The sequence below is a fragment of the Pseudoalteromonas sp. L21 genome (genome assembly GCF_021728035.1).
Lineage (GTDB): Bacteria > Pseudomonadota > Gammaproteobacteria > Enterobacterales > Alteromonadaceae > Pseudoalteromonas > Pseudoalteromonas arabiensis.
On sequence record NZ_JAKKCV010000001.1, the window covers coordinates 205,885 to 219,327 of the forward strand.

Consider the following 13,443-nt stretch of genomic DNA (forward strand, 5'->3'; position numbering starts at 1 on the left):
TTAAATGATTAAGTATTATTGGAAGTTGGTATTGTTCGCTACAATAAAGCTAACCCACCATCAAGGTTATAGACATTCTCAAAACCTAACTGAGATAGGTTCTTAGCAGCTTGTTTTGAGCGATTCCCACTACGACATATTAAGATATAACAATTACATTTATTTAGATGCCCCTGCATAATCTCATTAGCCATGCGGCTAAGTGGAATATTAATAACGTGAGAATCATCAATCTTAAACTGCTCTGCGATATCAACCACACTATGCTCATAAGGCTCGCGCGTATCGATTAGATAGGTGTCCTTTTGGCAAAGCATTGCTTTTGCTTCTGTTGATGTTAACTGCTTCGTGGGCGGGCTTTCTAATGTATCTACATAGCCGCACAAGCTATGATTTACAGCTTGTTTTTGCTGATCGTTTTGTTGCTTTAGTTCAATAAACTCGGCGTCAGAAATCTGCTCATTGAGCAACCGGCTTAATAGCGGATTTGTCGCCTGCTGTGCATGCCAATCCATTGCAAAGCACTGCTGATAATCATGGCCAGAGCAAATCACTGTTTTATCATCTATGGTATTTGCAATATACTTTAATGACTGAGCCATCTGAGCGGCATCACCACCTTCAAGTGAAGTATTACCTAACCCACCGGGTAAAATTAAGTCTCCACAAAAACAATAACTAATGGCCTTAGTTTTGTTATCTTTGAGCAAATAACTAACACTGTCTTGGCTGTGCCCTGGTGTTGCAACTTTGCTCAAACACATATCGGTTAGTTCAATCTGTTCCGCCTTAATCGGCCAGCCTAGTTCATCGACTTCACCAGCAATACAGTGTTCAGCCAATTCTTTACTTAATAAACATCGTGCAGAAAGTCGTTCTTGATGTTGATGGGTGTCTAAAATAGCGAGAACTGTTAATCCTTGTGTCGCAACCATTTTTGCTAAACGCGGAATAAGTTCAATAATAGGATCGATAATCACCGCATGCTTGTTACTATCAACATATAACCAGCAGCACGCAGCTTGATGTCTTAATTGAGTTAGACCAATCGCACACACCTCATGTTGGGGTGTTGTACTGTCTGAAACAACTAAACAGTTTGCTTCAAGAATCGGTTTTAATGAACGAATTTTCTCGCATGCATAATCAATTTCTTGCTGGCTTGCTGCTGGACCAAACGACATACGAATGGCATTCTCACTTTGCCAATCAGATGCACCCATAGAATCAAGAACAAAACTACGATTCGCTCCCGAGCTACATGCAGACCCACCACTGACACGAATACCCGCGGCATCAAATAAATCCATCACCTCTTTGCTTGTTAACTCATTAACTGCAAAGTTTAGTGTTGTGGGTACTGAGCATGAAAAGCGATGGTTAAATGTAATGTCACCAAAAGTATCCACTAATGCTGCATGTAACTGCTTACGATAAGCATCTAGCAGCTCAATAGGTTTAAAAACATCGTCTTCTTTATCTAACAACAATGAAAAAAGTTTATTTAATCCTGCAATACCTGGTAAGTTTTCTGTGCCTGAGCGCATGCCACTTTCTTGGCCACCTCCAGCAATAAATGGCGTATATGCACTGCCCTTGCGAATATACAAAACACCTATCCCTTTTGGTGCATATAGCTTGTGACCTGAGAATGGTGCGTAATCAATTGTCGTTTTACTGAGTGATAAATCCGTTTTTCCTAGTGCTTGTACACAATCTACCATCCAAGCAACATCCGTATTTTTACTGCGGATCACTTTTTCAATTGCTGTTAGGTCTTGGAACACACCGGTTTCATTATTCACTGCCATAGTGCAAATCATTAACGCGCGCGAGGCATGACTAGCAATAAATTCATGATCTAAAATGCCATTTTTATCAACGGGGATAGCAAGAACTTCAGCATTGATATCTAGCACTGTATTCCAGTGCTTAAGCGTATTAGGAACTGCTTTATGCTCTGTTGCACCATAGAGCAATACAGGGTTATCTATTTTATGATGTTTTGCGGCAATTAAAGTCGATACGACAGCCGTCTGAATACCTTCTGTTGCACCTGAAGTAAACAAAATGTCGCCATCAGTCGCCCCAATTACATCACGGGCTTTACGGCGAGTCTGTTCCAACAAATGCTTAGCTTGAATACCAGTAATGTGAGAACTTGACGGATTTCCAAAGCAAACTTGCATTGTATGAGAGACAACATCAGCAATTTCAGGAAGTACAGGTGTCGTTGCATTTGCATCTAAATAGATTTGCTGATTTATATCATCGGAGAAAAAAAAGTTAGCCATTAAACGCACCATATTACTAAAAGATATATCTTATAACGTATTTTACATTTTTACCGTGTATAAGAGTAATAATCAATTAAGCAGTAAAGTGCGTTTTCTATACTTTTTAATGCTAAAGAATTGGCTGCGCTATTGGCTTTCGATCAAATTCTCTTGCTTGCTCGACCAAGCATTTATCAGAGCTTTAACAAGTGATGCTAAAGGAATAGCAAAGAATACTCCCCAAAACCCCCAAAGCCCACCAAAGAACAGCACTGCAACAATGATAAACACAGGGTTTAAGTCAACGGCTTCAGAGAACAATAAAGGGACCAGCACATTGCCATCGAGCGCTTGAATAATGCCATAGATTATCAATATGGTCCAAAATTGGGTCTCTAATCCAAATTGAAACAAGGCCACAGCCGCCACAGGAATGGTTACCAATGCAGCGCCCACAAACGGAATAAGCACCGATAGACCAACTAATACACTGAGTAATGCCGCGTAGCGTAAATCAAGCACAGCAAAAGCAATAAAGGAGGCCGTACCTACAATTAGAATTTCGAACACTTTTCCACGAATATAATTCATAATCTGCTGATTCATCTCTTGCCATACTTGCAGGATTAAACGACGTTGCTTAGGGATTAAACGCTCAGCACTTTTGATAAGATCTTGTTTATCTTTAAGCATAAAGAAAACTAGCAGTGGTACTAAAATAAGATAGATCAACCATGCCGCCACATCTTTTAAAGAAGTAAGCGAGGCAGATAAAACAACTTGGCCAAATTCAATCACCTTGGTCTCTACACTACTGACAATAGACTTAACTTGATCTGTTGTAATCAAATTGGGGTAGTCATCAGGTAAATGCATTAAGAAGGCCTTTCCTTGCTCGACCATGTACGGGGCTTCTTGCACTAAATTACTTGTTTGCTGCCATAAAACAGGGCCCATACCAATAATGATCATCAACATTAAACCACTAAACACCAGCATCACCAGCACAGTGGCCGTAAAACGTTTTAAGCCGAACTTTTCTAAATGCACAACAGGCCAATCAAGCAAATATGCAATCACCAATGCTACGAGTACAGGAACAATTAATGAACCAAAGAAATAAAACAGTGCAACTGTTGCTATTAAAAGTAATAACAGCGTCACTGAGTGAGGATCAGAAAACTTATTTTCGTACCAAGCTTTAACGTATTCAAACACAAACAGGCTCCACTGTTAATTCGCCTAAATTTAGGTCAAGTCTATATTGATAATGATGTTTATCTAAAAAACGCAGCATATCATGATTTGAATGGGCAACATCAAATGCAAAAATGACTGTTTGTTTCGCTAATTGTGCCTTTTTTAGTCCTAATTTAAACTGAACAAATTGTTGCGGGCACTTAAACGGCCTCAAATCACATCTCAACATAACGAGACTATCCCGTAATAACTATGAACAATTGGTATAAGCCCTATGCATATACCAAAATCAGATCAATAGAATGAATCTAAATTCATTTTTTTCTTAAAACACGCAAAACAATAGTTTATCCTTATTTAATAACTGGTAGTAAAGGAAACCTAATGCCTGGCACGCATAATAAAGCGCAATTACCTGCTAATCCAACTCTTAAAGAAATAAATTGGTATAAAAAGCAGATTAACTGGGGGGAGCTACCTCCGTTTTATCACATGGTTGCATCCTCTGTGAGTGAATCTGAGGGGATTTTAAACCATGGTTTTGATAATGCAGTGAAGCGCCTTATTGATACAAGCAATTGGAATCTTGATACACTTGATGGGCACGTAACCAATTTAGGTGAAATTGTTTGCGAAAACAAACCTAGAATAGCGTTACATCAAAGCTTTACTGAGCGTGGTTTTGAGTTATGGGCTTCGCCATATGCCAAAGATTCACTTGTTGATCAATATGTCAAAGGTAACCGCTTTATGGAGTTTAAGGTATGGGACCCGATCACAATGAAAAACCTTATTCGCATAAATCAGCTACACAAATTTATTGCCTTTTATTTTGAGCGTGGCGATAAAGCCGACAAAGCCCTTATTCTTCACGCGCATAAGGTTGTGCATAAAATCATAACTTTTTTACAACGAGAGTTGAACGTTGTTAAGCTAGGTGGAGTCACAATAAAAGATTTCTATCAATTATGTGAAAAAGATAGCCGTGCATGTAGCGACGAAATAGACCTTGCTAAAATCATGCTTGGTGAGCAGATCAAAAAGGAATAAAATGCGATTTAAATCAGCCTTTATAACACTGTGCAGTGCGTTACTCACACTCGTGGTTTTGCACAGTGAGCCGTTAAAGGCACAAACAAATTTTAAACTTCCCGATTTAGGCACCTCGGCACTGCAAGCACTTCCGATTGAAAAAGAGCAAGCAATTGGTGAAGTAATGATGATGCAAATTCGAGGATCATCACCTGTTGTTAATGATCCTGTACTTGACGAGTATCTCACAACTTTAGGTCGTCGCTTAGTTGCAAATGCCAACGATGTACGTTTTCCGTTTTCTTTTTTCTGGATTAATAACTCTGAGATTAATGCATTTGCATTCTATGGTGGCCATGTTGGTGTTCACACTGGACTTATTGCGCAAGCTGATAACGAAAGCCAATTTGCGTCAGTGTTGGGCCATGAGATAGCGCACGTAACACAACGTCATTTAGCGCGTCGACTCCAACAACAACAAGACAATAGCGCTTTAACAATTGCAGGTATGATTGCTGGTATTCTGGCAACGGTTGTCTCACCTGATGCAGGTATTGCGATTATTTCGGCAAACCAAACACAAGCCGCATTTAGCCAACTCACTCACAGTCGTGCTGCAGAGCAAGAAGCTGACCGCATTGGCATGCAGACCCTTAACAATGCCGGCTTTGATCCACGCCAATCAAGCGAGTTTTTAACTAAACTAGCTGCGCAAATCCGTTACAAATACAAGCCCCCTGCTTTTTTGCTTACTCACCCATTACCCGAAAGCCGTGTCTCTGATGTACGCTTAAGAGCTGAGCAATACCCTAAAAAGCATTTCTCAGATAGCTTAGAATTCAATTTAGCAAAAAGTCGTGTTATTGCTCGCTATTATCAAAAGTCTGAAGCTGCTGAGGACCTCTTTCGAAAATTAATGCGTGAAAACACCGCGTATGGCGATACTGCTCTAAAATATGGTTTAGGGATTAGCTTATTAGATCAGAAAAAACTCGACGAAGCTGCCAGTGTACTTGAGCCATTACGCAAAAAAGATCCTAAAAACTTATTTTATATCGATACCCACACTGATCTGCTTATTGCGCAAGGCAAAGCTGATGAAGCCGTAGACTATTTAGCAAAATTAAATATTGATAGACCAAATAATCAAGTTATAACCCTCAACTATGCAAATGCGGCTATTGAGGCTGAGCAATACGATGTTGCGGAGCAAGTTTTAAAGACTTTTTTACTTGCTAAGCCTGACCATAATTTAGGTAAAGAATTGATTGCTAACGTTTATAAAAAGCAAAAAAACTTAGCGGCGTATCATGAAGCACATGCTGATGTTTTGGCGCAATATGGTGCCTACTTAAAAGCTGCTGACGAAATTCAAAAAGCATTAAATTTCGTCGAGCCAGAAGAGCTAGTGAAGCAGCAACGTTTAAAAGCATTGCTTACACAATATCGTCAACTACAAAAAGAGCTAGCGAGACTTTAAGTCTCGCCTTGCTTACCCTAAAATAAGCTAAATTATTAAATTAGAGAACACTCCATGTCTGTGACTATTTATCATAATCCGCGTTGTTCAAAATCACGTGAAACGCTTGCCCTTTTAGAAAGTAATAACGTCCAACCTAATGTGGTTGAGTATTTAAAAACACCTCTTGATGAGCAACAGATTGCCACGTTAGTAACGCAACTTGGCTTCACCTCTGCACGTGAATTAATGCGCACAAAAGAAGACATCTACAAAGAGCTTGAGCTTAAAAACGAACAAGACGAAGGCAAGCTAATTGCGGCGATGGCGGCAAACCCTAAATTAATCGAGCGTCCTATTGTAGAGCACAATAATAAAGCTGCGCTTGGTCGTCCACCTGAAAACGTATTAAGCGTACTTTAATGTCACTTAACATTGTTGTGTTATACCACTCAAGTCATGGCTCTGTAGAAGCCATGGCCCACGAAATTGCAGAGTCAATTGAACAGCAAGGTGTAACAGCCTTACTGCGCACCTTTGTTAAACGCCAAGCTCACGATATTGTCATAAGCAAAGACGACCTTATTCATTGTGATGGTCTCGCCTTTGGCACCCCTACCCGTTTTGGTATGATGGCATCGCAAGCGAAAAGCTTCTGGGAAACCACCAGTGATCTGTGGCTAAAAGGACAACTGATCGATAAACCAGCCTGCGTTTTTTCGTCATCAAGCAGTATGCATGGTGGTAACGAAGCAACCTTACTTAACTTATCATTACCTTTATTACACCATGGCATGATGTTACTAGGCGTTCCATATGATGTGCCCGAATTACTGAGCACAGAGACAGGCGGAACCCCATACGGTGCAACACATGTTGCTGGCACTAACAATAGTAATGTTCTCAGTAAAGATGAAATGAAAATTTGCCACAGTGTTGGAAAACGTTTGGCGCAGATTGCGAGTAAACTACAATGAGCACAAACTCAGAAGTAAACCCCCCTATTGCCAAAAAACCGATTACAAAACGTTTTCAGCGATTTGCATTAACAGGTTACATTGGCTTATTAATTTTAATGCCTATTTGGTTATTTCTAATTGCTCCTAGGGAAGGCCATAGTAATGCCTTTATATTTGTTGTTTATATAGTGCCATTACTCCTACCATTAAAAGGGATTATTCAAGACAAACCCTACACATATGCGTGGGCTAATTTTATTGTCATGTTCTATTTTATTCATGGCTTTACACTACTGTGGGTCGCCCAAGATCAGCTCATTTGGGTGCTGTTAGAGTTAACTTTTGCTAGCCTAATGTTTATTGGTTGCACATATTATGCACGCCATCGTGGGCAGGAGTTAGGGTTAAAAATACGTAAACTCAAAGAAGAGCTTGCTGAGGAAAAAGCAGCCCACGAGCACGACAAATAATCACACTATGTGTTTAACACAGTTACAAATAAAAACGGCAACTATAAGTTGCCGTTTTTATTTAAACCAGTTCGGATAAAGTTGCTAACGCAACGATACTGGCTAAGCCCACTTGAGCAATCAAGCTAAACAATGAGAATAACCTCAGTAAGAATAAGCCCCAAGGGTGACGTAAATGTGGATAAAGCGCACAACGCTTTAAACTAGTTGCAAAAAAGAAACACAAAATAGCCACCAAAGTAAAGCTCAGTGTTAATTCACTTTTTATTGCAATACTGTCGTCAAAAAAGAAGAATAACTGCATTGGCAGCAACAAGGTAACAATTGCGTGGAGTAAGTGCACTTTCTTAACACGATCAAATTGCCCCTCAGGTGATAGTTCTTTAATGCCAAATTCACGCTCAAGACATTTTACAAGACTATCTGCTTTTATACTCACCGCGAGACGATAACAGCTTAAACCATCGTTATTGCGTACGCGATAATCAAAGCCTTGTTTGAGGAGTAAGACCAATAATGGTTCATTCTCAGCAAACACGGCATAATGTAATGCCGTATTGCCTTTTATATCTTGAATCGTTTTATCTTGATGCTCCAGTAAAGTCTCAACAACATTGACATAGCCCTTCTCTGTAGCCCACATAAATGCTGTTTTGCCGTTGTCATCTGCTAAAGTGCCCGTTGCTCCTTGCTCAATAAAGCGTTTCGCCATTGTTTGCTTAGCATTCTCATGGCTTAAATGAGCTAACAATGCTTGTTCAAGAAGCGAAGCTGAATCGACATCTGGCGAGACTAATTTTAATAACGTGAAATAATCTTCACCTAGGGCGACTTTTTCTGCGGCAAGCTCTGTTAACTGTTCAAGATCAGTGACTGAATCAGGTATAAAACCACTGAAACGCTCTCTGAAATCAACTTCCGTCCAAAGAACTAATACATCGTCCGCGGACATTTTCGCACCTTGACTTAAAACATGTTCAATAACAGTAAAATAGCGGCGGTTAAATAATTGGCGAATGAGTGTAATTGGGGTTTTAACCGCAGATTGCGCAAATGCACTCGCATACTGTTCTAAACGTTGGCAAAGCATCAATACAAGCGTTTCAGGGGTGTAATCATTTTCATAAAAGTGCGACTTCATCGCATTAATATAATGCTGCGCAGCTTCATCAAACTCAGAAATATGCTGAAAATAACACTCCTCAAATGGCTCAAGAGGTGTAAGCCAAGAGAGATAATAAATAGGAGGTAATACAGTGGTGCATACACCATCGTCTTCATTGGTAGAATGGCATGCAGGCCAAGCTTCTAAAGCATCTAAAATATAGGCCCCATTTTGTTCAACTAATCCTTTGATCAGTAACGGGTATTCCTTTGGCCAAATCAGTACATTTTCCATTAAAAAAACACAACTCCGCTGCACATTATTAGATGTCTTATTAAGCTGCAAATTATGCCAAAATTTAACTGACACTGCGCTTAATATCACGACCAATAAAAACAGTATCTAATGATACTAAGGTAAGAAGAAAAGTGCCTTAATTCTACCACAGAGGTTAACAGGTGCTAGCGTAAAGTCAGTGATTTTTAAAGAAAATAGAAAAGCAGCAGCACATGGATATACTGACTGCTTGGTTGGAGACTAAATAAACCTAGACTTACTAACATATGCCTTGAATGTAAGTCTAGGTCTAAGCCTATTTACTGGCTAATTCTTGAGTAACTTCGTCAATGCCAACTTGGCTAATACGTTGCAAAACCTCTTTTTGCTTAGCACTCAGTAAAGAAATCCCTTCAGCAACGATATCGTACACCTTCCATTGCTTATTTTTACCTTGGCGTAGCTTAAAATGAAGGTCTATTGTTGGCGCATTTTCATCCACAATTTGTGTTTTAACGGTCGCGTAGTCACCATCTACTAATTGGGCTTGATCAAAGATAACTTTTTGGCCTGTATATTTCATTAACGCGCCAGCATAAGTAATTGTTAAGTAGTGCTCAACCGCTGAAATAAAGCTAACCGCTTGTTCACGGCGTAAGCCTTTAATGTGCTTTCCTAGTAACTTATATGAGACAAACTTAATATCCATATGCGGTAATAAACGTTTCTCAACAATGTCAGCCATCGCTTGTGAGCTTGCATCACCTTTAGCATTTACACTTGCAATGTCTACAAATAAATCTGCTGTCACTGACTCTAACAATTGTTTTGGAGAATTCAGTTGGCTAGCAAATACGTTTGAAGCAAATAGCGCGGTAACAAGTAAAAAGGCGTTCATTAATTTAGTCATCATATGTATTTACCGTTGAAAATTTGAGCCAATATACCGATATTAGCCCCAAATAAAAAGAAACAATCCGACAACGTTTTAATGCCAAAATCGCACCAATAGATTTTTATTTTAGTTTTCAGTTAATTGCTGAAAAAATTAAGCAAATGCACAAGTACTGTGTATTTTTGCACATTGAAAAGGGCCCGTAGTCACCCTTATCTACTTGCTCATAGTAACTATGAGAAGTCCCTATATGAAAACTACACACATTTTAAAAGCGCTAACATTTGCTATTGCCGCTACTTTAACAACGCCTGCTTTTGCAAGTTCAAGTCATGGTTATGCCATTGACTATATTCAAGGTGAAGGGGATGTTAAAGGGGTTAAACTCGCCTATCAATATCATATTCCCCAAGAGAAACTTCCTTTTCAACATGCACGCCTCTACTTCGAATCGAGCTTTAATATTTGGCAGTATGGCAAAGAAAACAATCATCAAACCAACCTTGTTTTAGCCATGTCTCCTGTTATTCAATATCCTATTTTTAGTGTTAAAAATATTCCTGTTTCAGTGGAGTTCGGGATTGGCGTCTCTATATTAGATGACACCCATTTTGCAGGTAAGAACGTTAGCACTCACTATCAATTTGAAGATAGATTAGGACTCGTCGCAGACTTAGGTAATGATACTAGTTTAGCATTAAGGTACTTACATTATTCTAATGCAGGATTCAAAAGCCCGAACCCTGGCCTTGATTTTATATCTCTATCTTATGCTCGACGCTTTTAAGTGCTAATATTGATCAAAATTGACTAGTTGAGTTTGAGTATGGAAACATGGCAAAAAATTGCAATTGTTGTTGCGGTTTTCGGCGTTGTAATTGGTAATCTAGCGTTACTAAGACGCGCTGCAAAAATGGACTTTAAAAAACCACAAAACGATGATGATAAAGATCAAAAAAGCCCTGATTAACTATCAGGGCTTTATAATAATACCTAAAGACTCAATCAGACTAACCAATGAGCCATTAAAACGATAACAGGCAGTGTCACTAAGGTTCTTAAAATAAATATTAAGAACAGCTCAACGATATTCACAGGAATTTTGCTACCTAGTAGTAAGGCACCTACTTCAGACATATAGATTAATTGTGTCACACTCATTGCCGCAATAATGAAACGCGTTACATCACTTTCAATACTACCCGCGGCTAAAATAGACGGAATAAACATATCAGCAAACCCCACCATGATAGTCTGTGCAGCGGCTTCTGCCTCTGGCACTTGCAATAACTCTAAAAATGGCACAAATGGTTTACCCATATACTCAAAAATTGGCGTATATTCCGCAATAATAAGCGCAAATGTACCTACTGCCATCACCACAGGTAACACAGCAAACACCATATCAAGGGCATTATGAATCCCCTCTTTTAAAGTACCAACGAAACCAGGTGCTGTTCTTGCCTTTGCAAGTGCAACATCAAGCGAGTGAGTTATCAGTGTTTTTCCTTCTGGCACTGCTTCTGCATGCTCATCAGGTTGAGTACCATCAACATATAAATCTTTCTTAAAACGCAAAGGCGGCAAGCGAGGCACGATAAGTGCAGCAACAAAACCTGCTAAACACACAGTCAAATAGAACGGGGCAAATAAATGCTCTAATTTAACTTGGCCAATAACAACTAAACAAAAAGTGATTGATACGGCAGAAAAGGTGGTGCCGATAATCGCCGCTTCACGTTGAGTGTAATGTTTATCTTCATATTGGCGTGCGGTCATCAAAATCCCCACGCTACCATCGCCTAGCCAAGATGCTACACAATTAACCGCACTGCGTCCTGGCACGCCAAATAATGGTCGCATCACTTTCGTCAATAACGTGCCGACAAGCTCTAACAGACCAAAATTTAATAACAAAGGAAGTAACAATCCTGCCAATATAAACACAGAAAACAACACAGGAAGTAGATCATTTAGAACTAGAGCTCCCGTATTTTTAGAAGTAATCATTTCGGGCCCATACTGGGTATAGGTCAGTAGAATGAACACCATTCCGAATAGACGCACACTGAGCCACAGCCAACTCACATCAAACAAATGCTTGATTACAAACACCTTTAAAAGCACTTTAGGCTGAAATAGTTTAATAGTTAAAGAAAGCACACCCGTTATACATACAATGGTGGTTATTAAACCTAATGCGAATGGTGCTATCCATTGCTGAACTCCCTTTGCCATTACAGCAATAGGAATAGTCATTGCTTCACCTATAGGCACTGGCGTCATAAACAAAAAGACACCGATAAGTGAAGGAACGAAAAAGGTAAACAAAGTTCGCAAGTTACTGCGATTTGCAGTGTTTAAGTTAGACATATTTTCAACCTGTAAAAACCACAAAAAGAGCGGTAAGGCTCTTTCTGTGGTGGTTTTAACTTTTATAATTATTAAATATTGATACCGCGCTGGCGCAGCGCATTTTCTAGTGCTTGTTGTAGGTCATTCATTGTACCTGGCTCTAATGTAGTCCCTTCAGAGTCCATCCATGTCAAACTCGTACCACCTTCATTTGTGCGGCTTACAAGTATTTGGTATTGGCCATCCTCGATTGGTAGCTCTGCTAATTCTTCACCCCAAATTGAATCCCAAACGCTTGACTCAGGCTTCTTATAATCAGCCGTAATCAAACCTCTTTCTTGGTCAATTTCAACTATAGTGAAAGATAAACGCTCTAAGAAGCCAGAAAAACGGTCGAACACCACAAAGTAATCTTGTTCAGTCACTAATGCAGCATTGCCTTTGTTATCAAAACCCATCTCAAGAGAAATAATACCTTGTTGCTTACGCATTTCGACTTCAAGCTGGCGATAACGGTAATCAAACTCAGCAATCACTTGATTAAGTGCTCGCACTTCAAGCTGTTGCTTTAAAAGTGGTGTCAGTTCTTGCGAATCACTTTTAAAATCAATCAATTTGCTGCTTAATGATGCCGTGCGCTGGTGAGACTTTTCTTCAATTGTAAACAAGAATCGCTGTTGTGAAACATCCGCTTCGTCTTCCCAAAACCAAACATCTTCTGGTTTTATGATGCTATACCAACCCGTTTCTATCTTGCCAAGCAACTTATCTTCCTTTGTTGCGCTGGCATTTTCTTCATGTAATACAGCGTTAATTGAGTCCCAAATAAACTCGTCTAAATCAACAATGCCATCGTTTTTATCAAAGTAAACGCGTGCATCTTTATCACCTTCTTCTACCCAGCTACCTTGAGCAATAGTGATAACTTGTGCGGGTGGACGATAATTTTTTGCTTCAGGATCGTTGTCATATTGAGCAACATCCATTTTATAAGTCAGATCTTGAGCTGGCTGCGCAAGTCCTTCAGGCGCTTTAACCGGTTCGTTAGCACGATAATTACGTTTATGATGTGCCTCGTCGGTAAAAACACCGCACCCTGTTAAACTAACCATTACGCTTACTGCAAGCGCCTTTGAGATCCAATACTGCACAGATATTTCTCCTTAGCAAACCCTTAATTTTTTTAACAAATGTATGAGTGGGTAATGCCGATTTGGTTCACTGTAAAATCACTTTTGACTTTACATTTTTTGTTTTTATGCAAAAAACCCTAATAATATGGGTTAGCGCGTAACCACTATGTTTGCTTATCGCCTTGCAAAATTTTAACTATGGTACTTTCAGATGCCCCTAAAAACAAGAAAGAGCGCACTTTATTAATGGCTTAATTAATCACCGCTATCCTCTATTAGGTTA

Annotated in this window: 13 protein-coding genes; 7 read left to right on the forward strand and 6 right to left on the reverse strand. The window is 39.5% G+C overall.

From position 1 onward, the window contains the following. Positions 1 to 38: 38 nt before the first annotated feature. Together L3V41_RS00970 and L3V41_RS00975 are read right to left on the reverse strand one after the other, a co-directional pair. The gene (locus tag L3V41_RS00970) at positions 39 to 2,294 is read right to left on the reverse strand and encodes an aminotransferase class V-fold PLP-dependent enzyme (protein WP_062569938.1); all 2,256 of its coding nucleotides are present in this window, start codon (positions 2,292 to 2,294) and stop codon (positions 39 to 41) included. A gap of 129 nt (positions 2,295 to 2,423) precedes the next feature. After that, positions 2,424 to 3,494: an AI-2E family transporter gene (locus L3V41_RS00975; RefSeq protein WP_062569937.1), complete on the reverse strand. Its 1,071-nt coding sequence runs from the start codon at positions 3,492 to 3,494 to the stop codon at positions 2,424 to 2,426. A 366-nt stretch (positions 3,495 to 3,860) separates the two neighbouring features. On the opposite strand from L3V41_RS00975, the gene L3V41_RS00980 reads away from it, so the two are divergent. Genes L3V41_RS00980 through L3V41_RS01000 form a run of 5 tightly spaced genes read left to right on the forward strand, consistent with a single transcriptional unit; the run spans position 3,861 to position 7,396 of the window. Further along, complete coding sequence (locus L3V41_RS00980) at positions 3,861 to 4,526, forward strand: hypothetical protein (protein WP_193987541.1); 666 nt, start codon at positions 3,861 to 3,863, stop codon at positions 4,524 to 4,526. Position 4,527: 1 nt separating this feature from the next. Beyond that, entirely contained in the window at positions 4,528 to 5,988 is a 1,461-nt protein-coding gene (locus L3V41_RS00985; RefSeq protein WP_062569934.1) for a M48 family metalloprotease, read from the forward strand. A gap of 54 nt (positions 5,989 to 6,042) precedes the next feature. Beyond that, positions 6,043 to 6,390 (forward strand): arsenate reductase (glutaredoxin), encoded by a 348-nt coding sequence (arsC, locus tag L3V41_RS00990; protein ID WP_062569933.1) that lies wholly within the window; start codon positions 6,043 to 6,045, stop codon positions 6,388 to 6,390. Next, entirely contained in the window at positions 6,390 to 6,944 is a 555-nt protein-coding gene (gene wrbA, locus L3V41_RS00995; RefSeq protein WP_193987542.1) for an NAD(P)H:quinone oxidoreductase, read from the forward strand. Before arsC ends, wrbA begins: the two co-directional genes overlap by 1 nt. Next, a complete protein-coding gene (locus tag L3V41_RS01000) occupies positions 6,941 to 7,396 on the forward strand; it encodes a DUF2069 domain-containing protein (RefSeq protein WP_062569931.1) in 456 nt (151 codons plus the stop codon). Before wrbA ends, L3V41_RS01000 begins: the two co-directional genes overlap by 4 nt. Positions 7,397 to 7,457: 61 nt before the next feature. On the opposite strand, the gene L3V41_RS01005 is transcribed toward L3V41_RS01000, so the two are convergent. Together L3V41_RS01005 and L3V41_RS01010 are read right to left on the reverse strand one after the other, a co-directional pair. After that, complete coding sequence (locus tag L3V41_RS01005) at positions 7,458 to 8,795, reverse strand: ankyrin repeat domain-containing protein (protein ID WP_237114245.1); 1,338 nt, start codon at positions 8,793 to 8,795, stop codon at positions 7,458 to 7,460. A gap of 298 nt (positions 8,796 to 9,093) precedes the next feature. Next, a complete protein-coding gene (locus tag L3V41_RS01010) occupies positions 9,094 to 9,687 on the reverse strand; it encodes an ABC transporter substrate-binding protein (protein WP_193988973.1) in 594 nt (197 codons plus the stop codon). A gap of 235 nt (positions 9,688 to 9,922) precedes the next feature. On the opposite strand from L3V41_RS01010, the gene L3V41_RS01015 reads away from it, so the two are divergent. Together L3V41_RS01015 and L3V41_RS01020 are read left to right on the forward strand one after the other, a co-directional pair. Then, positions 9,923 to 10,459, forward strand: coding sequence for an acyloxyacyl hydrolase (locus L3V41_RS01015; protein WP_193987543.1), 537 nt, complete (start codon positions 9,923 to 9,925; stop codon positions 10,457 to 10,459). A gap of 39 nt (positions 10,460 to 10,498) precedes the next feature. Next, positions 10,499 to 10,642, forward strand: a complete 144-nt coding sequence (locus tag L3V41_RS01020) for a DUF2897 family protein (protein WP_193987544.1) — start codon at positions 10,499 to 10,501, stop codon at positions 10,640 to 10,642. Between the two features lie 35 nt (positions 10,643 to 10,677). Here the strand turns inward: L3V41_RS01020 and L3V41_RS01025 are convergent, their stop codons facing one another. Together L3V41_RS01025 and bamC are read right to left on the reverse strand one after the other, a co-directional pair. Beyond that, positions 10,678 to 12,045, reverse strand: coding sequence for a YjiH family protein (locus L3V41_RS01025; protein WP_193987545.1), 1,368 nt, complete (start codon positions 12,043 to 12,045; stop codon positions 10,678 to 10,680). Between the two features lie 71 nt (positions 12,046 to 12,116). Beyond that, positions 12,117 to 13,178: an outer membrane protein assembly factor BamC gene (gene bamC, locus L3V41_RS01030; protein ID WP_237114247.1), complete on the reverse strand. Its 1,062-nt coding sequence runs from the start codon at positions 13,176 to 13,178 to the stop codon at positions 12,117 to 12,119. Positions 13,179 to 13,443: the final 265 nt, after the last annotated feature.

Bases quoted from the DNA above. Each gene is read 5' to 3' on its own strand.
- L3V41_RS00970 (WP_062569938.1), bottom strand. From the start codon at position 2,294: ATGGCTAACTTTTTTTTCTCCGATGATATAAATCAGCAAATCTATTTA.
- L3V41_RS00980 (WP_193987541.1), top strand. From the start codon at position 3,861: ATGCCTGGCACGCATAATAAAGCGCAATTACCTGCTAATCCAACTCTT.
- L3V41_RS00985 (WP_062569934.1), top strand. From the start codon at position 4,528: ATGCGATTTAAATCAGCCTTTATAACACTGTGCAGTGCGTTACTCACA.
- arsC (WP_062569933.1), top strand. From the start codon at position 6,043: ATGTCTGTGACTATTTATCATAATCCGCGTTGTTCAAAATCACGTGAA.
- wrbA (WP_193987542.1), top strand. From the start codon at position 6,390: ATGTCACTTAACATTGTTGTGTTATACCACTCAAGTCATGGCTCTGTA.
- L3V41_RS01000 (WP_062569931.1), top strand. From the start codon at position 6,941: ATGAGCACAAACTCAGAAGTAAACCCCCCTATTGCCAAAAAACCGATT.
- L3V41_RS01005 (WP_237114245.1), bottom strand. From the start codon at position 8,795: ATGGAAAATGTACTGATTTGGCCAAAGGAATACCCGTTACTGATCAAA.
- L3V41_RS01010 (WP_193988973.1), bottom strand. From the start codon at position 9,687: ATGACTAAATTAATGAACGCCTTTTTACTTGTTACCGCGCTATTTGCT.
- L3V41_RS01015 (WP_193987543.1), top strand. From the start codon at position 9,923: ATGAAAACTACACACATTTTAAAAGCGCTAACATTTGCTATTGCCGCT.
- L3V41_RS01020 (WP_193987544.1), top strand. From the start codon at position 10,499: ATGGAAACATGGCAAAAAATTGCAATTGTTGTTGCGGTTTTCGGCGTT.
- L3V41_RS01025 (WP_193987545.1), bottom strand. From the start codon at position 12,045: ATGTCTAACTTAAACACTGCAAATCGCAGTAACTTGCGAACTTTGTTT.